The 18,233-nt window shown below is 71.2% G+C and carries 15 protein-coding genes and 1 pseudogene; 7 read left to right on the top strand and 9 right to left on the bottom strand.

The genetic code is table 11. The features are described from left to right. Positions 1-57 precede the first annotated feature (57 nt). Both H7I87_RS24045 and H7I87_RS24040 read left to right on the top strand, forming a co-directional pair. Entirely contained in the window at positions 58-2,673 is a 2,616-nt protein-coding gene (locus H7I87_RS24045) for an ATP-binding protein (protein ID WP_033727324.1), read from the top strand. A 748-nt stretch (positions 2,674-3,421) separates the two neighbouring features. Further along, positions 3,422-4,156 carry a hypothetical protein gene (locus tag H7I87_RS24040; RefSeq protein ID WP_033727323.1) on the top strand — a complete coding sequence of 245 codons (735 nt, stop codon included), beginning with the start codon at positions 3,422-3,424 and terminating at the stop codon, positions 4,154-4,156. 61 nt (positions 4,157-4,217) lie between these two features. On the opposite strand, the pseudogene H7I87_RS24035 reads toward H7I87_RS24040, so the two are convergent. From H7I87_RS24035 to H7I87_RS24025, 3 genes and pseudogenes are all read right to left on the bottom strand, one after another. Next, a pseudogene (locus H7I87_RS24035) lies at positions 4,218-5,134 on the bottom strand (SDR family NAD(P)-dependent oxidoreductase). Beyond that, positions 5,131-5,619 (bottom strand): hypothetical protein, encoded by a 489-nt coding sequence (locus H7I87_RS24030; RefSeq protein WP_033727322.1) that lies wholly within the window; start codon positions 5,617-5,619, stop codon positions 5,131-5,133. The pseudogene H7I87_RS24035 and the gene H7I87_RS24030 overlap by 4 nt, the downstream one beginning before the upstream one ends. Continuing rightward, positions 5,616-6,386 (bottom strand): DUF2867 domain-containing protein, encoded by a 771-nt coding sequence (locus H7I87_RS24025; RefSeq protein ID WP_033727321.1) that lies wholly within the window; start codon positions 6,384-6,386, stop codon positions 5,616-5,618. Before H7I87_RS24025 ends, H7I87_RS24030 begins: the two co-directional genes overlap by 4 nt. A 21-nt stretch (positions 6,387-6,407) precedes the next feature. Between H7I87_RS24025 and H7I87_RS24020 the strand changes: the two genes are divergently transcribed. Beyond that, positions 6,408-7,004: a TetR/AcrR family transcriptional regulator gene (locus H7I87_RS24020; protein ID WP_003873782.1), complete on the top strand. Its 597-nt coding sequence runs from the start codon at positions 6,408-6,410 to the stop codon at positions 7,002-7,004. Here H7I87_RS24020 and H7I87_RS24015 read toward each other — a convergent pair. The 3 genes from H7I87_RS24015 to H7I87_RS24005 are packed head-to-tail and all read right to left on the bottom strand — an operon-like array spanning position 6,978 to position 10,725. Then, on the bottom strand, positions 6,978-9,146 hold the full coding sequence (locus tag H7I87_RS24015) for an AAA family ATPase (protein ID WP_033727320.1): 2,169 nt from the start codon (positions 9,144-9,146) through the stop codon (positions 6,978-6,980). The two genes, H7I87_RS24020 and H7I87_RS24015, sit on opposite strands and share 27 nt — an antisense overlap. Then, positions 9,143-10,006, bottom strand: a complete 864-nt coding sequence (gene pssA / locus H7I87_RS24010) for a CDP-diacylglycerol--serine O-phosphatidyltransferase (RefSeq protein ID WP_003873780.1) — start codon at positions 10,004-10,006, stop codon at positions 9,143-9,145. The genes H7I87_RS24015 and pssA overlap by 4 nt, the downstream gene beginning before the upstream one ends. Continuing rightward, the gene (locus H7I87_RS24005) at positions 10,003-10,725 is read right to left on the bottom strand and encodes a phosphatidylserine decarboxylase (protein WP_011726204.1); all 723 of its coding nucleotides are present in this window, start codon (positions 10,723-10,725) and stop codon (positions 10,003-10,005) included. The genes pssA and H7I87_RS24005 overlap by 4 nt, the downstream gene beginning before the upstream one ends. 65 nt (positions 10,726-10,790) lie before the next feature. Here H7I87_RS24005 and H7I87_RS24000 point away from each other — a divergent pair, with 65 nt between their 5' ends. Next, complete coding sequence (locus H7I87_RS24000) at positions 10,791-11,957, top strand: MFS transporter (RefSeq protein ID WP_088294918.1); 1,167 nt, start codon at positions 10,791-10,793, stop codon at positions 11,955-11,957. A 6-nt stretch (positions 11,958-11,963) separates the two neighbouring features. Here H7I87_RS24000 and moeA read toward each other — a convergent pair whose 3' ends face one another. Genes moeA through H7I87_RS23985 form a run of 3 tightly spaced genes read right to left on the bottom strand, consistent with a single transcriptional unit; the run spans position 11,964 to position 14,648 of the window. Beyond that, complete coding sequence (gene moeA / locus H7I87_RS23995) at positions 11,964-13,169, bottom strand: molybdopterin molybdotransferase MoeA (protein WP_031348238.1); 1,206 nt, start codon at positions 13,167-13,169, stop codon at positions 11,964-11,966. Positions 13,170-13,183: 14 nt separating this feature from the next. Then, complete coding sequence (locus tag H7I87_RS23990) at positions 13,184-14,122, bottom strand: SDR family NAD(P)-dependent oxidoreductase (RefSeq protein ID WP_011726201.1); 939 nt, start codon at positions 14,120-14,122, stop codon at positions 13,184-13,186. A gap of 31 nt (positions 14,123-14,153) precedes the next feature. Then, complete coding sequence (locus H7I87_RS23985; RefSeq protein WP_003873775.1) at positions 14,154-14,648, bottom strand: cupin domain-containing protein; 495 nt, start codon at positions 14,646-14,648, stop codon at positions 14,154-14,156. 31 nt (positions 14,649-14,679) lie between these two features. Between H7I87_RS23985 and H7I87_RS23980 the strand changes: the two genes are divergently transcribed. The 3 genes from H7I87_RS23980 (at position 14,680) to H7I87_RS23970 (ending at position 18,230) form a co-directional block, all read left to right on the top strand. After that, positions 14,680-15,372 carry a M24 family metallopeptidase gene (locus tag H7I87_RS23980; protein WP_011726200.1) on the top strand — a complete coding sequence of 231 codons (693 nt, stop codon included), beginning with the start codon at positions 14,680-14,682 and terminating at the stop codon, positions 15,370-15,372. Between the two features lie 194 nt (positions 15,373-15,566). Further along, positions 15,567-17,192, top strand: a complete 1,626-nt coding sequence (gene groL / locus H7I87_RS23975) for a chaperonin GroEL (RefSeq protein ID WP_009979353.1) — start codon at positions 15,567-15,569, stop codon at positions 17,190-17,192. Positions 17,193-17,372: 180 nt separating this feature from the next. Next, entirely contained in the window at positions 17,373-18,230 is an 858-nt protein-coding gene (locus H7I87_RS23970) for a type IV toxin-antitoxin system AbiEi family antitoxin (RefSeq protein ID WP_024637043.1), read from the top strand. Positions 18,231-18,233 lie beyond the last annotated feature (3 nt).

Here is an 18,233-nt window from a genome sequence, read left to right as displayed (position 1 = left end):
TTTTTGGCACCCGGCACAGACGGCACCGTGGGTCTTGTCGGAGCGAGGCGGGCATCGGTGGACGGATTGCTGGAGCGCTCGGCGGTGCTCGCCGAGCTCGGCAATGTGGCGCGGCAGGTTGCCCGTGGCGGTGCCGGCCGGCTGGTTTTGGTCCGGGGGGAGGCCGGGGTCGGAAAGACCGCGGTGCTGGATCGCTTTGGGGCCACGCTGGATTCCTCGATGCGCGTGCTGCGGGGCTGGTGTGATCCCCTGGTCGCGCCGCGCCCGTTGGGGCCGCTGATTGACGCGTTGGCCGGAGTGGGCCCCGCCGCGGCTGGCGCGCTGGATGCGGCGATTCAATCGGGTGATACCGGCGTGCTCTACCGGCGACTGTTGACGGTGTTGCGCGACGGGCACAGCTGGGTGTGGGTGATCGAAGACGCCCATTGGGCTGACGGCGCCACCCTGGATCTGATGCGCTTCCTGGCCCGGCGCACCGAGTCGCTGCCGTTGCTGCTGGTGGTGTCCTACCGCGACGATGAACTTGACCGACACCACCCGCTGTCGGTCGCTCTGGGGGATGTGGCCACCTGCGCGGCGGTGCGCCGCATCGCGCTCGAGCCGCTGAGCCGCCATGCGGTGGCACAGCTGGCCACCGGTAGCGGGGTCAACGCCGAGCAGTTACACGAATTGACCGGGGGTAACCCGTTTTTCGTCACCGAGGTGCTGGCCGCCGGCCCGGCGGCGCTCACCCGACAGGGCTTGCCGCGCAGTATCGCCGAAGCTGTGCGCGGCCGGCTGGCCCGCCTGTCGCCGGCCGCGCGCGAGACCGCTGCTGCCGTAGCGGTCTGCGGCCCACGCGCCGCTGTCGCCCTGGTCGAAAAGGTCTGCCCCGCGGCCGGCGTCGGACTGGCCGAATGCCTCGACGCCGGGGTGCTGGTCGAAGGGCACGACATCATCGACTTCCGCCACGAACTGGCCCGCCGCACCACCGCCGACCAGATCGCCAATTACCAGCGCCGAATGTTGCATAAACGGGCACTGGCGGTGCTTGCCGAACCACCAATCGATCCGGATACCTTGGCGGCGTTGGCGTTTCACGCCGAGCAGGCCAGCGATACTGATGCCGCCATCCGTTACGGGCCCGCGGCCGCCGAACGGGCCTCAGTACTTGGCGCGAACCGGGAAGCCGCCGAGCTATACGAGCTCACGCTGCGCCACGCCGATAGCGTCCCCCTCGAACAAAAGGTGCGCTGGATCGAGCAGCACGCCCTGGCCTGCTTTCTGTGCGGGCTCGCCGAGGCAGCGGTGTCATCGTGGCGCGAGGCGATCCACTGGCGTCTCGCGCTGGGTGATCCGCTCGGCCAAAGCGAGAATCTGCGCTGGCTGTCCCATGTGTTATGGGGCATGGGCCGGGTCAGCGAGGCCTTCGCTGCTGCACGAGCCGCATTGGAGCTGGTGCAAGACGCCGGACCGAGTTCGCAGCTGGGCTGGGCGTTGGCCAACTTGGCCGAGTTCGGGAGCTGGGGTTTCGACCCGGCCGCCGCTGACTACGCCGCCCCAGCCATCGCCTTAGGAACGCGCATCGGTGATAATGCCCTGGTTATCCGGGCCCGCGCGGCTGCCGCAACGGCTCAGATCCTTGCCACCGACACCGGTTGGGAGCAGCTGGAAGCGTCGTGGCGTGACGCGATGGCCACCGAAACGCGCGGCGAACATGCCGGACTGCTGTCGACTCTTGTTTGCTGTCTGGCGGCGTTGCACTACGACATCGATCGCGCCGATCGCTACATCACCGACTCGCTCGCCTACTGCCGCGACCATAACGTGTTCAACTTCGAGGCCTTGGTCGTCGGGGGCGATGCGGTGGTGCGGCTGCATCGCGGCGACTGGGACCACGCGCGCGCAGCTGCCGAAGATCTCCTTACCCGACCAGGCTTGGCCGCAGTGAATCGGATTCTGCCGCAGCTCATCCTCGCCCGGATCCACGCGCGGCGCGGCCAGCACTCGGCCACGCTGCTTGACGACGCCCTAGCCGGCGCCGAAACGGACCACCTTCGGTTCTTCTCTGTGTGGGCAGCGCGTGCTGAGGCGGCATGGCTGGCCGGTGACGACGAAACCTGCCGCGGCGAAGCCCACGCAGGGCTGGCGGCCACGGGTCCCCGAGCCGACCCCTGGCTGGTCGGAGCGCTGCACCGCTGGCTGTATCTGGCGGGCGGACAACCCGGGGCCGGCACCGGCGACCCACGCACACCGTTCGAGCTAGAGATCCGGGGCGACTGGCAGGCCGCCGTCGAGGAATGGCTGCGCCGCGGCTGCCCCTACGAGGCGGCCATCGCCCAACTCGGCGGCGATATCGCCGCCGTGCAATCGGCGCTGGCGACCTTCGACAGTCTCGGCGCCAGGGCCGCGGCACGGCGCGCGCAACAACGGCTCACCGAGTTGCGGGGTCGCACCCGCCGCACCCGCCGCGCCGACATCCTCGCCGACCCCGACGGGCTGACCCGGCGCGAAAGAGAAATACTCACCCTGATCGCCGCGGGTCACAGCAACGCCGATATCGCCACCGAACTCACCATCAGCCGCCGAACCGTTGCACACCATGTCGCGGCGATCCTGGCCAAACTTGGCGTCGACAACCGCATCCAAGCCGCCGCCCACGCCCTGCACCGCCAAACCGCATCAGGGCTCTGACACGACGTCTCGCGCTGAAAATGGGCACACTTGCCCATCAACCGCGCCCACCCGCCGGCGCACACTTTTAACTACACACGCGCCCCGGCCCAGATGCCGGGATGTGTCCGGTTTTGCCAACCGAAGACCCCACCGGAGACAAGGAGCCGGCACGTGAACACCGAGCGCAACCTGAAGAGGATCATCGCGGGGACGCTGCTGTCAGGCGGCGTCGGTGCGGCCGCCTTAGGCCTGGCCGCAGCTACCGCCCAAGCCGACCGCGGATTCATGCCATCGATCCATGGCGTTTTGCCAGAAGACGGGCCAGTGCCGCCGCCCGCATCCGGGCCGTACCAATGTTGCCCCGGAGATCCGATGGGACTTCGCGGAGCTCACGGATGCCCGTCCGGGTCGAACGGGCTTGGCGTCAACTGGGACAGGAGTCAGTGCCACACTTGGTGGGGCGTGCTCTGGGGGCATGGAAACGTTGACGCCAGTGTTTGGGAGGGAACCGATCCACCCCCGCCGGAGGCGACCCAGAAACCGCCGTGCGGGTTTCCGTTCATGTGTTCGGGAACGCCATGATCACCGGCTGGCGGCCCTTCGCTAGTGACTTGCATTGTCTGGCAGCCTGATTCGCATGAACGCCGGTCGAGGTTGTTGGGATCGGTAGCGCACCGGGTAGTCCCCTATCTGGAAGACGCAGCGGCAACCGACAGAACCGCCTAGATCCGTCCAGGCACTCGTTGACAAGAACGGGGACACCCCCATGAAGAAGGCATGGCTGATGATCGTGGGGGGCTTGGTGCTGATTTGCGGTGGGCTCCCCGCGATGATGGATCTGTCGCGCTATTGGTGGTGTTTAGCCTTTTTCATCGCTGGGTTCGTCGTGGTGAACCTCGGCAGGCGACGGCACGATTTGCTCCTGATGGCCCGCAATGAGTCCGCAAGGCGAAGCTCCGATCTGCAATATCAGCTCGACGCGGCGGGCGGCGGTGCAGATCTCGCGCCATCGCAGGGGCGGGTGCCGGCGAATCCCGCGTTGGAAATCAGACCCGGCCGCCGCACGCTAGCGCGGGCTCTGGCGTGGATCGGTGTCATCTTTGCCGGCATGGTTGTGTTCGCCGGGGTGCGTGTGGCCGAAGAAGGTGTGTTGCCTGAGGTTTTCGATTCTGGCACGCCGGCGAGGGCGACGGTCGTTAACTGCGTGCCGCACCAGTACCGAGGGATCGACGGATACCGGTGCAACGCCACGTGGAGCGTCGGGGGAGCATCACGGACCGGCCCGATCTACCCCTTGGCGACGTGGCGCGGAGGGTGGATAGAGGTTCACAAGAATCCGCTGGCAGTCGGATCGCAGGTGGATGTTCATGTGCGGGGCGGACGAGCTTACCAACCGGCCAACCTAGCCCTCGATATCGCGTTCATCTCCGGGGGGTTGGCCCTAATCGCGGCGGGCGCGGTCCTGTTGTGGTATCTGCGGCGCAGATACAGGAGGGCGTAGATCCCGCCGAACAAGAGCTCGGCATCGTCGGTGATGTCGATGCCGGTTGCGCGAGACGGCACTATCGCGTCGCCGCGGTAGGTGGTGCGCCGCATAACTTCTCGGAGAGCGTCCACAGCCGTGCCGTGCGCTGGGAGTCGCGGGCGTAGGGCGCTACGGCGTCGCTGACGCCGTAGTCTTCAAGGTACAGGCCACCGCGGTCGGCCATCTCGGGCCTTACCGCCGCCCAAACCTGCGTGGCCGCACCGTATTCGGGCCCGACGGTATCGAGGCGCCCGCCGGCGTGTTCGCGTAGCCGGGAGAAGTCCGAGCGGGACATGTGCCGCGCCAGCGACGTGGCGACGGTGCCGGGGTGCACGGCGTAGGCGCGGATTCCCACCTCGCGCAGGCGCCGGTCGGCCTCGACGGCGTGCAGGATGTTCGCCGCTTGGACGCCCCGTACGCGGCGAACTTGTCGTAGTCGCGGCGCTCCCAATTGGGATCGTCGAGGTCGATATTGCCCAGGCGGTGACCGCGCGACGACAGGATGACGATGCGCGCATTCCCGGCGGCCGCGAGCTGCGGGACGAGGAGCCGGGTGAGCTCGAAATGCCCGAAATAGTTTGTCCCGATTTGCATTTCGAATCCGTCATGCGTGCGGTCGAACGGGGTGAACATCACGCCGGCGTTGTTCATCAGCACGTGGATCACCGGCGTGAGCTCCCGGATCGCCGCGGCCGCCGCGCGCACGCTGGAAAGCACCGTGAGGTCAAGGTGCACCGTCGACATTCGCGCGCCCGGCACTTCGGCCCGAATCCATTCGGCGCTCTGGGCCAGCGCGTCGTGGTTGCGTGCGGCCAGCACCATTCGCGCGCCGGCGGCGGCCAGCGCCCGCGCCGACTCGCGGCCCAGCCCGGACGACGCGCCCGTGATCACACATGCCTTGTCGGACAGGTCGATTCCCTCGACGACTTGCAGGGCGGTCGGGCGCTCGGTCATCGGGGCTCGGCCTCGGCCAGCGTTTTCAGCGTGAGCAGCTGTTTGCGCATCATCAGCAGGTCGCCCAGGGCCAGCGCACGTGCGAGCAGCCGCGGGCCCGCGAACCACACCCGCGCGTGCAGCCGCGAGCCGGTCCCCTCCGGCCGGACGGCGTAGGTGACGGCGACGCCCCTGGACCGCAAGGTGATCTGCTCGCCGTCGGCGAACGACTGCAACGCGAACACGGTCATGAATCGCTGTCCCACTTCGAGGTGAACCAGTTCGGGGTCGCGCGCTCGAGGACTGCGGCGGCCGAGGTTGTCCAGGATGTCATAGCTGTAGGGCGCGACGCGCAACTGGCAGAGCCAGGAGAACACGATCGACGGCGGCGCGGCGATGCTGATCGCGCGGTCGGCCTGGACGCGGGCGCGCGGACACAGCGCGTCGCAGGGCAGCGGAGCCGTTCTTTCGGCGAGCCGCGTCCCCCAGGTCAGGCCCAGGCTCAAGGGACGGCCGCCGTGCGCATGCGGCCGCGACGAGCGCTGCGCACCATCAGCCGCGGTGCCACGATCCGGTGCAGCGGACCGACCAGCGCCCACACCGCCCGGGCGGCGATCGGGCGGCGGTAGCGTACCCGGGTGGTGAGGGCGGCGCGCCGATCGTCGTGACGGCGCAGGGTCAGCTCGCCGCACAGCAGCGGCCCGCGCGCGGCGAGCACGACTTCGTCGCGAGCCGAACGGACGATCGTCCACCCGCCCAGCCGCAGCACGTGCCGGTGCACCCAGCGCACCGCGTCGCGGCCCGCGCCCGGCCGCCCCGCCGCGTCGCGAAAGGTCTCCTCGGCGCTGCGCGAATCCCCTTGGGGCAGAGGTACTTCGAACACGTCGGTGTAGTCGGCCCGCGCGGCGGCCCGGGCGACACGGTTCAGCGTGCGCCGAACGACGATGCGGTGCCCGCCGGTGCCGATGACCAGCGCCCGGTAGGCCTTGCCGTGCACCCCCGGGAAGGCCGCCCAGGTGGCCGCCCGCAGCCGGGTGCGTGCCGGGCCGTCGAGCGCGTCCAGCTCGAACACCCACCGGTACACCGCGAACGGGTGGCGGCCCTTCAGCGCGAACCGCACCGGCGGCCGGGCCTCGTCCAGGGCGAAGCCCAGCGGCACGGTCGACGGGTCGTGCGGGTCGCGGCACAGCACCCGCAGCAGCGCCGCCCACGTGTCGCCGCGGTTGGCCTCGATGGTTATGGCATGCTCATCGATATAGGGTAATCGTTCCATATAGAAGGAATGTACTAGATCATGGCGCCTCCGCGGAAGCATGAAACCGATGTGATCCTCGACGCCGCGCGGGCCCTGGTGCTCGACGGCGGGCCGCGCGCGGCCAGCGTGGCCGCGATCGCGAAAGCCAGTGGCGCGCCGGCGGGCACGCTGTATCACCGGTTCGGCAACCGCGACGGCATCCTGACCGCGGCGTGGCTGCGGGCGCTGGAGCGCTTCCAGGCCCGGGCGCTGGCCGCCGACGGCGACACCCCGGAGGACACCGCGGTGGCGATGGCCGTGGCCGCGGTCGGCTTCGCCCGCGCCCTGCCCGACGACGCCCGGCTGCTGCTGACGATCCGCCCGGGCGACCTGCTCGACGGCGAGCCCGACGCGGCGTTCCGGCAGACGCTGGCCGCGATGAACGCCCCGCTGACCCAACGGCTAGCGCAGTTGGCCCGGCACCTGTACGGGAACGCCCGGCCGCGATCGGTCGACGCCGTCGCCCGCGCCGTCGCCGACCTGCCGTACGCCGTGGTGCGCCGTCACGCGCACGACGACCCGATGCCGTCCTGGCTGGAAACCGACGTGGCCGCGTCGGCCCGGGCCGTGCTACGGAGCTTCGGCGAACGCCCGTAGCGACGCGACCTGCGCGGGATCCAAAGAGGGACGGACGTTTTCGCTAGCCGCGGCGAGGTCGGCGGCCGTCACGTCGGTGGCGTCGATGGACCGGCGCATGGCCGTCAGCGCGGCCTCGCGCAGCAGCGCCACGCAGTCGGCGGCGCTGTAGCCGTCCAGGCCGGCGGCCAGCTCGTCGAGGTCGACGTCAGCGCTCAGCGGAATCGATTTGCCCGCGGTGCGCAGGATTTCGCGCCGCGCCGCGGCGTCGGGCGGCTCCACGAACACCAGCCGCTCCAGCCGGCCCGGCCGCAGCAGCGCGGGGTCGATGAGGTCGGGCCGGTTGGTGGCGCCCAGCACCACGACGTCGCGCAGCGGGTCGACGCCGTCCAGCTCGGTCAGCAGCGCGGCCACCACCCGGTCGGTCACCCCGGAGTCGAAGCTCTGCCCGCGCCGCGGCGCCAGCGCGTCCACCTCGTCGAGAAAGATCAGCGCGGGCGCCGAATCGCGGGCTCGCCGAAACAGTTCGCGCACCGCCTTTTCCGAGCTGCCCACCCACTTGTCCATCAGCTCGGAGCCCTTGACGGCGTGCACCGACAGCTGGCCGGTGCTGGCCAGCGCGCGCACCACGAAGGTCTTGCCGCAGCCGGGCGGCCCGTACAGCAGCACCCCGCGCGGCGGCTGCACACCCAGCCGGGCGAACGTGTCCGGATGCTGCAGCGGCCACAACACCGCCTCGGTGAGCGCCTGCCGGGCCTGCGCCATGTCACCGACGTCGTCGAGGGTGATGTCCCCGACGCTGACCTCTTCGGCGGCCGAGCGGGACAGCGGCCTGATCACGCTCAGCGCGCCGGTGAGGTCCTCCTGGTGCAGCGCGGGGGGACGGCCGTCGGAGCTGGCCCGCGACGCCGCCCGCAGCGCCGCCTCGCGGATCAGCGCGGCCAGGTCGGCGACGACGAAACCCGGTGTGCGAGAAGCAATTTCATCCAAATCGAGGCCATCGGTGGGCACGTTGCGCAGCAGCGACTCCAGCAGGGCCTTGCGGGTGGCGGCGTCGGGCAGCGGCAGGCTCAGCTCCCGGTCGCACAGGTCCGGCGCGCGCAGCCGGGCGTCGAGCTGGTCGGGGCGCGCCGAGGTGGCGATCAGGGCGACACCCTCGCTGGCCACCGCGCCGCGCAGCTCGGCGAGGATCAATGAGGCCACCGGCTCGGCGGTGGCCGGTAGCAGGGCGTCGACGTCGGTGATCAGCAGCACGCCGCCGCCGTCGCGGACCGTTTGCACGGCCGAGGCCACCGCCTTGAGCCGGTCGTCGGCGCCCAGCGCGCCGACCTCCGGGCCGTCCAGCGTGACCAGCCGGCGATCCCCGCACACCGCGCGCACCAGCGTCACCTTGCCCACCCCGGCCGGGCCGGTCACCAGCACGCCCAGGAAGGTGGCCGCGCCCAGGGTCTTGAGCAGGTGCGGCTCGTCCAGCGCGAGCTTGAGCCATTCGACCAGCTTGGCGGCCTGCGGCTGGCAGCCCTTGAGCTCCTCGACCACCGTCTGCGGGCGGGCCACCTCGACCGAGACCCGCGACGCCGCCGCGGGCGCCGCCCGGGCGCCCCAGCCGACCAGCGAGTTGGGTTGCACGCTGACCGGCCCGTCCGGGTCGACGCCGGTGACGGTCAGCAGCTCGGAGGTCCAGCTGATGCCTACCGCGGCGGCCAGCGCGCGGGTCGCCTCGGACGTCGAGGTGCCGGGCCCGAGGTCGCGGGGCAGCAGCGACACCGCGTCGCCGACGGTGAGCACCTTGCCCAGCAGCGCCTGACGCAGCGTGACCGGTGACACCGACCGGGTGGTCAGCGGCGAGCCGGACAGGGTCACCGACCGCGCGCCGTACACGGTGACCGGGCTGACCACCACGGCGGTCCCGTCGCGCAGGCCGGCGTTGGACAGCGTCACGTCGTCGAGCAACACGGTGCCGGAGGGTATTTCGGGGCCGGCCAGGCCGGCCACCGCCGCGGTGGTGCGCGAACCGATCAGCGACACCGCGTCCCACTCCCGAATGCCAAGGGCCGCAACGGCACTCGGGTGCAGGCGGACGACGCCGCGACGGGAGTCGACGGCCGAGGTGTTCAGCCGGGCGGTCAGCGTGAGTTGACGCGCCGAGCCGGAACCGGTCACGGCACGCGCCTGCCCGGCTTGCGCAGGCCCAGCCGCGTCACCGACCGGCGGTTGGGCTGTGCCCGGCGGATCGCCCGCCGGGCGGCGCGGCGCTGCTTGGGCGCCTCGTCCCACGCCTCGGGGTGCGCGGCCAGCCAGCGCTGGTTGCGCACCGCGAACGGCACGTGGCACAGGTAGGCGACGATGATCACCCAGATCAGCACGTAGGGCGCCAGCACCGCCGCCGCCGCGCAGATCGCCAGCACCGCCAGCAGCGGCGCCGCCCAACTCGGCGGCACCGCCACCGCGTGCATCTTGCGCATCGGGATCTTGCTGACCATCAGGATCGACGTCCCGGTGATCCAGATGCACAAAAACAGCGGGGACGTCCACCAGCCGTCGCCGAACTGCAGCTTGAGTCCGATCAGGCCGATCATCGACACCGCGCCGGCCGGCGCCGGCATGCCGACGAAGAACTCGTGGGTGTAGGCGGGCTGGCTGCCGTCGTCCAGCAGCGCGTTGAACCGGGCCAGCCGCAACACCACGCACACCGCGTAGAGCAGGATCGCCACCCACCCGGCCGGCGACGTGGTCAGCAGCGTCACGTAGAGCACGATCGCCGGGGTCACCCCGAAGTTCACCGCGTCGGCCAGCGAGTCGATCTCCTCGCCCATCCGGGACTGAGCGTCCAGGATCCGCGCCACCCGGCCGTCCAGCCCGTCCAGGATCGCGGCCGCCGCGATCAGCGCCATCGCGGCCTTGGGCTGGTGCTCGAGGGCGAACCGGATCGAGGTCAGCCCCGCGCACACCGAGAGCACCGTCATCGCGCTGGGCAGGATCTGCAGATTGACTGCCCGGCGGCCGCGCGGCTTGCTGATCATGGCAGCTCGGCCAGCACGGTCTCGCCGGCGATGGCGCGTTGGCCGACGGTCACCAGCGGCTGTGCGCCCGCCGGCAGGTAGGTGTCCAGCCGGGAGCCGAAGCGGATCAGGCCGTAGGTGTCGCCGATCGACAGCTTGTCGCCGACGTGCGCGTCGCAGATGATGCGCCGCGCCAGCAGCCCGGCGACCTGGACCGCGACCACCTCCGCGCCGCCGGGGGTGCGGATGCGCAGGCTGGTGCGTTCGTTCTCGGTGCTCGCGGCCGCCAGGTCGGCCGACCCGAACCGGCCCGGCCGGTGCTGCACGTCGATCACCTCGCCGCTGACCGGGGCCCGCTGCACGTGGGCGTCCAGCAGCGACAGGAAAATGCTGACCCGCGGCAGCGCCACGTCGCCCATGCTCAATTCGGCGGGCGGGGTGGCGACGTCGATCACGCAGATCTCGCCGTCGGCGGGCGCGACGATCGCGCCGGGCCGGGTGGGCGGCACCCGGGGCGGGTGCCGGAAGAATCCCGCGCACGCCCCCGCCGCCAGCAGGCCCGCCCGGCGCAGCCAGCGGTGCCGGCGCCCGGCCAGCGCCAGCGCCAGCCCGGCGCCGACGAACGGCCGGCCGGCCGGATGCACCGGCGGGATGGCGGAGCGCACCAACTCCAGCGCATGCTGGGGGCTGAAACCGGGGTCGGAAGCCGAGGGGCCGATGGTGCGGGGGCGTCGTGCCACGCGGCCATCTTACGGAGCCGGTGACGGATTCGTCGCCGCCCGCGAAGGGAACGTTCACCGTCGAGATGCTGAGTCGGGCCAAACGCGGTGTCACCGCGGTGTTCGTTGCTCACGGCCTGCTGTTCGCGTCGTGGGCCGCCCACATTCCGCAGGTCAAAGCCGGACTCGGCCTGGACGACGCCGCGCTGGGCACGGCGTTGTTCGGCGCTCCGCTGGGCTCGGTGCTGGCCACGCTGGCCGGCCACTGGGCGCTGCCGCGCTGGGGGAGCCACCGGCTGATCCCGGTCACCGTCGCCGGCTACGCGGCGGCCGGGACGACGGTGGGGCTGGCCCGGTCCGGGCCGGCGCTGTTCGCGGCGCTGGCGTTGTGGGGGATGTTCCAGGGCGCGCTGGACGTCGCGATGAACACCCAGGCCGGCACGGTCGAACGGCGCGCCGGGGCCCCGATGATGGCGCGCTTCCACGGGATGTGGAGCCTGGGCACCCTGGCCGGGGCGCTGATCGGGGCGGCCTGCGTCGGCGCCGGCATCGGCCTGACCGCTCAGCTGACGGTGCTCGGGGCGGTCGTGCTCCTCGTGGTGGTAATGCTGACCCGACGCCTGCTGCCGGACGCGGCCGATTCCGTGGCCGCGCCGCCGGAACCGGCCGCGGGCCGGCGGGTGACGCCGGCGGTGGCGATCCTGGCGGCCGTGTCGTTCGCGTCGTTCCTGTGCGAGGGAGCGGCCACCGACTGGTCGGCCACCTACCTGCGCGACGTCGTCGGCGCCGGCCCGAGCGTGGCCGCGGCGAGCTACGCGGCCTACACCCTGACCATGGTCGTCACCCGGTTCGCCGCCGGCCGGCTACACGCGCGGCTGCCCAGCCGCCGGTTGCTGCCGGCGCTGGCGGTGCTGGCCGTGGCGGGCATGAGCGTGACGCTGGCAACCGCCGACGCGGCCGCCGGGGTGCTCGGGTTCGCCGCGCTGGGCGTCGGCGTCGCGCTGCTGGTGCCCACCGCGTTCAGCGCGGCCTACGGCGCCCGCGGCGCCGGATCGGCGATCGCGATCGTGGCCGCCACCGGCTGGCTGGGCTATCTGCTGGGCCCGCCGCTGATCGGCCACCTGTCCGAGTGGGTGGGCCTGTCGGGGGCGCTGGTCACCATCCCGGTGATGATGACGATCGTCGCCGTCGCCATCCGCTACACGCCGGCCTTCGACACCGCCGACGAATTCCATCGAGCGCCCGCCGGCTGAATCGGGCTAGCGCAGATCCCACACCTCGAGGGTGGTCCCCTCGGGCACCTCGACGACGTCTTCGGGGATGTCCAGCAGCCCGTTCGCCGACGCCAGCCAGCGCAGGTGATGCGAGGCCGGCGGGCCGTAGCTGACGACGGTGCCGGCGTCGTCGTCGAGCACCGCGCGGCGGAATTGGCGTTTGCCGCGCGGCGAGGTGAGCGACTCGGCGAGCACCGCCGACCGGTGCGGGCGTTCGGGATCGGGCAGGCCCATCGCGGCGCGCAGCGCCGGGCGGATGAACACCTCGAAGGACACCAGCGCGCTGACCGGATTGCCGGGCAGCGTGACGATGGTCGCCCCGGCCACCCGTCCCACGCCCTGCGGCATGCCCGGCTGCATGGCCACCTTGACGAACTCCACGCCCTGATCACCCTCGCGCCCGAAGGCGTCCTTGACCACCTCGTAGGCGCCGGCGCTGACGCCGCCGCTGGTGATGATCAGGTCGGTGCCGGCCGCATACCGGTCGATGATCGAACTGAACTGTGCCACCTCGTCCTCGGCGGTCGTGACGGCCACCAGCTCCGCGCCGGCGTCGCGCACGGCCCCGGCCAGCATGATCGAGTTGGACTCGTAGATCTGCCCCGGCCGCAGCGCGGCGCCCGGGGCCACCAGCTCCGATCCCGTCGAGATGACCAGCACCCGCTGCCGCGGGATCACCGACAGCTCGGCGATGCCCAGCGCCGCGGCCAGCCCGAGCACCGCCGGCGTCACCACCTGCCCGCGGCGCAACACGGTGGTGCCGGGGGAGACGTCCTCGCCGGCGCGGCGGATGTGCTTGCCGGGTTCGCGCGGCGCCCGGATCGACACCACGTCCACGCCGCCGTCGGTGTCCTCCACCGGCACGACGGCCGTCGCCCCGGCCGGCACCGGCGCGCCCGTCATGATCCGGTGCGCGGTGCCCGGCTGCAGCGTCAGCTCGTCGGTGCGCCCGGCCGGAATGTCCTCGGCGACCGGCAGCACGACCGGCCGCTCGGGGGTGGCGCCCGCGATGTCCTCGGCGCGCACCGCGTAGCCGTCCATCGCGGAGTTGTCGAACACCGGCAGCGCCAGCCCCGCCACCACGTCCTCGGCCAGCACCAGGCCCTGGGCCTGCGCCAGCGGCACCGCGACCGGCGGCCGGGCGCGGATCAGCCCGGCCACCACCCGCTGGTGTTCGGCGACGGAGCGCATCGCGGCTATGGACGTCAGACCGGGAAGTGGACGCCGGTGAGTTCTTCGGACACGGCCCACAGCCGGCGCTGCAACTGCTCGTCGTGCGACTGGGCGCTGGACTCGACCAGCTTCGGGCGCCCGCGCTGCTCGAGGAAGCCGTCCGGACCGTAGTACTGCGCGCCCTGCACGGCCGGATCGGTGGCGGCCCGCAGCGTCGGCAGCGCGCCCATCGCCGGGCTCTGGAACAGCACCGGCCCCAGCACCGCCTGCACCGGCCGGAAGATGCCGGGCAGGTGGCGGGCCAGCTCGGTGTTGGAGCCGCCGGGGTGCGCGGCGACCGCGATGGTCTTCGCGTCCGGGGCGGCCGCCAGCCGGCGCTGCAGCTCGTAGGTGAACAGCAGGTTGGCCAGCTTGGACTGGCCGTAGGCGGCGACCCGGTCGTAGCGGCGCTCCCAGTGCAGGTCGTCGAAGTGGATGGCCGCGCGCAGCCGGTGGCCGAGGCTGCTGACCGTCACCACCCGCGAATCCCGCACTCCCAGCAGGTGATCGAGCAGCAACCCGGTCAGCGCGAAGTGCCCCAGATGGTTGGTGCCGAACTGCAATTCGAAACCGTCCTCGGTGACCTGCTTGGGCGTCCACATCACGCCGGCGTTGTTGATCAGCAGGTCGATGCGCGGGTAGGCCGCGCGCAGCGCCTCGGCGGCAGAACGCACCGAGGCCAGCGAGGCCAGGTCCAGCTGCTGCAGCGTGACGTCGGCGTTCGGGCTGGCGGCCACGATCCGCGACAGCGCCGCGTTGCCCTTCTCCAGGTCGCGGACCGCGAGCACGACGTGGGCGCCGCGGTGGGCCAGCACGGCGGCCGTCTCGTAGCCGATGCCGGTGTTGGCGCCGGTGATGACGACGACGCGGCCGCTCTGATCACCGACGTCGGCCTCCGACCAGTCGCGGTGCCGTTTGTCGTGGGGAGCCATGGCCCACAACATACTCACCGACCGGGACGCGCTATTGAACCCAGAAGTTGTCGTGCCGGGCGAACCATTCCCGGCGTTCCTCGTCGGTCATGTCGGCCAGCGCGGCGAAGCCTTCGAAGTAGGCCTCGCGCGGCGCGCCGGGCGCGAACAACATCAGGATCGACGCGGGGTCGTCGGCCTCGTTGCGGAAGCCGTGCACCCCGCCGGGCGGGACGTAAAGGAAGTCGCCCTGGTGCCCGTCGGTCCACTCGGTGCCGTCGTAGAGCTTCATCGTGCCGGAGAGCACGAAGAACGCCTCGGACATGGCGCGGTGGAAATGCGGCCCGGGCCCGCCGCCGGCCGGGGCGATGTCGACCCGGTACAACCCGTAGTCGCCGGCGGTGTCGTGCTGGTTGGCCAGGTAGTGGTACTTGACGCCGGCGGTCTGGTAGTCGGGCGGTTCGTCGGCCCGCTTGAGCCAGGCGCTGGTCTCCGGCTGGTCTTTCGTGTAGCGGGCGGGCGGATAGGGCGGCACGACGAGGGACATGAGGTCCAGCCTGCCAGTTAGCATCGCCAAGGTGGAGGCCTCCGAGGACGTGCGGGTGCGACGGCTGCTGGACGCCCAGGACAAGGCGGCGCAGCTGTTCGACGAGATCGAGCGGCGCGGCATGATCCGCCCGGGAGTGGCCGAACGGCAGCTCTCGGACGAGATCCACGACCTGGCCGGGGCGATGTTCGGGGTGCGCCAGCACTGGCACCGGCGGATCGTGCGGGCCGGCCCCAACACCCTGCAGCCGTTCCAGGAACGCCCGCCGGACCGCACGATCGCCGCCGACGACATCGTCTTCCTCGACCTGGGGCCGGTCTTCGAGGAGTGGGAGGCCGACTTCGGGCGTACCTTCCTGCTCGGCGACGACCCGCACAAGAAGGCCGTTCGCGATGCGCTGCCGCGGGTGTGGCAGGCCGGGCGGGACCACTTCGCCGGCCACCCCGACGTCACCGGGGCCGAGCTGTTCGACGCCGTCGTCGCGGTGGCGCGGGCCGAGGGTTTCGAGTGGGGCAGCCACATCGCCGGGCATCTGATCGGAGAGTTCGCGCACAAGAAGATCGCCGGGCCGGGCATCGAGTGGTACATCATGCCCGGATCGGACAAGCCGATGCGCCGCACCGATCCCCGCGGCCGCACCTGCCACTGGATCCTGGAGATCCATCTGGTGGACCGCCGGCGCGGTTTCGGCGGCTTCTACGAGCAGCTGCTCGACCTGCCCTAGTTGCGCCCCGACCTGTTCTTGCACTCGGCATGGGCGAGTGCTAAGAATGACTTGGCACTCGCGACCAGTGAGTGCTAGGTCGGGACGGTGAGGCTCGGCTCTGTCGTCGCCCGACGGCAGCAGCCTGGTCGTCCGTCGCGGGCACTGCACCCGGCCAGGACGTGTCATCCCCAATCCGGAGGAATCACTTCGCAATGGCCAAGACAATTGCGTACGACGAAGAGGCCCGTCGCGGCCTCGAGCGGGGGCTCAACGCCCTCGCCGACGCGGTAAAGGTCACGTTGGGCCCCAAGGGTCGCAACGTCGTCCTGGAGAAGAAGTGGGGTGCCCCCACGATCACCAACGATGGTGTGTCCATCGCCAAGGAGATCGAGCTGGAGGACCCGTACGAGAAGATCGGCGCCGAGCTGGTCAAGGAAGTCGCCAAGAAGACCGACGACGTCGCCGGTGACGGCACGACGACGGCCACGGTGCTCGCCCAGGCGTTGGTCCGCGAGGGCCTGCGCAACGTCGCGGCCGGCGCCAACCCGCTGGGTCTCAAGCGCGGCATCGAGAAGGCCGTCGAGAAGGTCACCGAGACCCTGCTCAAGTCGGCCAAGGAGGTCGAGACCAAGGACCAGATCGCTGCCACCGCGGCCATCTCCGCGGGCGACCAGTCGATCGGCGACCTGATCGCCGAGGCGATGGACAAGGTCGGCAACGAGGGCGTCATCACCGTCGAGGAGTCCAACACCTTCGGCCTGCAGCTCGAGCTCACCGAGGGTATGCGGTTCGACAAGGGTTACATCTCGGGCTACTTCGTCACCGACGCCGAGCGTCAGGAAGCCGTCCTCGAGGACCCGTTCATCCTGCTGGTCAGCTCCAAGGTCTCGACCGTCAAGGACCTGCTGCCGCTGCTGGAGAAGGTCATCCAGGCCGGCAAGCCGCTGCTGATCATCGCCGAGGACGTCGAGGGCGAGGCCCTGTCCACCCTGGTCGTCAACAAGATCCGCGGCACCTTCAAGTCGGTGGCCGTCAAGGCGCCCGGCTTCGGCGACCGCCGCAAGGCGATGCTGCAGGACATGGCCATCCTCACCGGCGGCCAGGTCATCAGCGAAGAGGTCGGCCTGTCGCTGGAGAGCGCCGACATCTCGCTGCTCGGTAAGGCCCGCAAGGTCGTCGTCACCAAGGACGAGACCACCATCGTCGAGGGCGCCGGTGACTCCGACGCCATCGCCGGCCGGGTGGCCCAGATCCGCACCGAGATCGAGAACAGCGACTCCGACTACGACCGCGAGAAGCTGCAGGAGCGGCTGGCCAAGCTGGCCGGCGGCGTGGCGGTCATCAAGGCCGGCGCCGCGACCGAGGTCGAGCTCAAGGAGCGCAAGCACCGCATCGAGGACGCGGTCCGCAACGCCAAGGCGGCCGTGGAAGAGGGCATCGTCGCCGGCGGTGGCGTGGCCCTGCTGCACGCGATCCCGGCGCTCGACGAGCTGAAGCTCGAGGGCGACGAGGCGACCGGCGCCAACATCGTCCGGGTGGCCCTCGAGGCTCCGCTGAAGCAGATCGCCTTCAACGGTGGCCTGGAGCCCGGCGTGGTGGCCGAGAAGGTCCGCAACTCGCCCGCCGGTACCGGCCTCAACGCCGCCACCGGTGAGTACGAGGACCTGCTCAAGGCCGGCGTTGCCGACCCGGTGAAGGTGACCCGCTCGGCGCTGCAGAACGCGGCGTCCATCGCGGGGCTGTTCCTAACCACCGAGGCGGTCGTCGCCGACAAGCCGGAGAAGGCGGCCGCTCCCGCGGGCGACCCGACCGGCGGCATGGGCGGCATGGACTTCTGAGTCCGTTACGGAAAAGCCCGGTCCCTCGAAATCTCGAGTGGGCCGGGCTTTTTCGTGCCCGCGTCGGGCCTGGTTTACCGCGCCGAGCGTGGGGGCTACGTTCGTCCACACCCCGGAATTCGTGCACAGCCCCCACGCTCGGCGCACCCGCCGCGCGTGTGCGGCGGCGAATATGCCGGCATGTCCCCGTTTCTGGGCAGCGACGCCCTGCACCGCGGCGCGGTGACCCGCAGTCAACTGCGAACGCGGTATCGCAAGGTGTTCCGCGACGTCTACATCGCGAAAGACGCCGAGCTGACGCCGGCCGGCAAGGCGCGCGCGGCGTGGCTGTCGACCGGTGCGACACTGGCCGGTTTGTCCGCCGCGGCGATCCATGGCACCAAGTGGCTCGATGCGGCCGCGCCCGCCGAAATCGTGCGCGCGGATCGGCACGGTCAGCGCGGCATCCTCGTGCGCAGCTACACGCTGGCCGATGACGAGGCGGACACCGTGTCCGGAATGCGGGTGACGACCGCCGCCCGGACGGCGTTCGACATCGGTTGCGGCCTGCCCGCCGCCAAGGCGCTGCCGATCCTCGACGCGTTACTCAACGCGACGGGTATCAAGCCCGCCGACGTCGTCGCTGTGGCCGACCGGCACCGGGGCGCCCGCGGCATTCGGCGGCTGCGCGCCTCGCTGGAGCTGGCCGACGGCGGTGCGGAGTCTCCGCAGGAGACCAGGTTGCGGGTGCTGCTGGTGCGGGCCGGACTGCCGAAGCCGCAGACGCAGATCGAGCTGCGAGAGCTGCGCGTTCGGGTGGACATGGGGTGGCGGGAGTGGAAGGTCGCCGTCGAGTACGACGGGATCCAGCACTGGGACGATCCCTCTCAGCGGGCCTGGGACATCGAGCGAATCGCGTTGCTCGAGGCGGCCGGCTGGGCCGTGATCAGAGTCAGCGCGGCGATGTTGTCGCGGCCGCAGGTGATCGTCGAGCGCGTCACGGCCAAGCTCGCCGAGCGTGGGGCCTACGGTCGACCGCGAGCGAGTTCCCGTGCGTAAGGC

The organism is Mycobacterium timonense (genome assembly GCF_025821985.1).
In the GTDB taxonomy this organism is placed as follows: Bacteria; Actinomycetota; Actinomycetes; order Mycobacteriales; family Mycobacteriaceae; genus Mycobacterium; species Mycobacterium avium.
This window is presented reverse-complemented; position numbering and strand designations above follow the sequence as displayed.

Excerpts from the sequence above, each read along its gene's own strand:
- H7I87_RS24000 (WP_088294918.1), top strand. The coding sequence starts at position 10,791 with ATGCTGAGTCGGGCCAAACGCGGTGTCACCGCGGTGTTCGTTGCTCAC.
- pssA (WP_003873780.1), bottom strand. The coding sequence starts at position 10,006 with ATGATCAGCAAGCCGCGCGGCCGCCGGGCAGTCAATCTGCAGATCCTG.
- H7I87_RS23985 (WP_003873775.1), bottom strand. The coding sequence starts at position 14,648 with ATGTCCCTCGTCGTGCCGCCCTATCCGCCCGCCCGCTACACGAAAGAC.
- groL (WP_009979353.1), top strand. The coding sequence starts at position 15,567 with ATGGCCAAGACAATTGCGTACGACGAAGAGGCCCGTCGCGGCCTCGAG.
- H7I87_RS24025 (WP_033727321.1), bottom strand. The coding sequence starts at position 6,386 with ATGGAACGATTACCCTATATCGATGAGCATGCCATAACCATCGAGGCC.
- H7I87_RS23990 (WP_011726201.1), bottom strand. The coding sequence starts at position 14,122 with ATGGCTCCCCACGACAAACGGCACCGCGACTGGTCGGAGGCCGACGTC.
- H7I87_RS23970 (WP_024637043.1), top strand. The coding sequence starts at position 17,373 with ATGTCCCCGTTTCTGGGCAGCGACGCCCTGCACCGCGGCGCGGTGACC.
- H7I87_RS24040 (WP_033727323.1), top strand. The coding sequence starts at position 3,422 with ATGAAGAAGGCATGGCTGATGATCGTGGGGGGCTTGGTGCTGATTTGC.
- moeA (WP_031348238.1), bottom strand. The coding sequence starts at position 13,169 with ATGCGCTCCGTCGCCGAACACCAGCGGGTGGTGGCCGGGCTGATCCGC.
- H7I87_RS24020 (WP_003873782.1), top strand. The coding sequence starts at position 6,408 with ATGGCGCCTCCGCGGAAGCATGAAACCGATGTGATCCTCGACGCCGCG.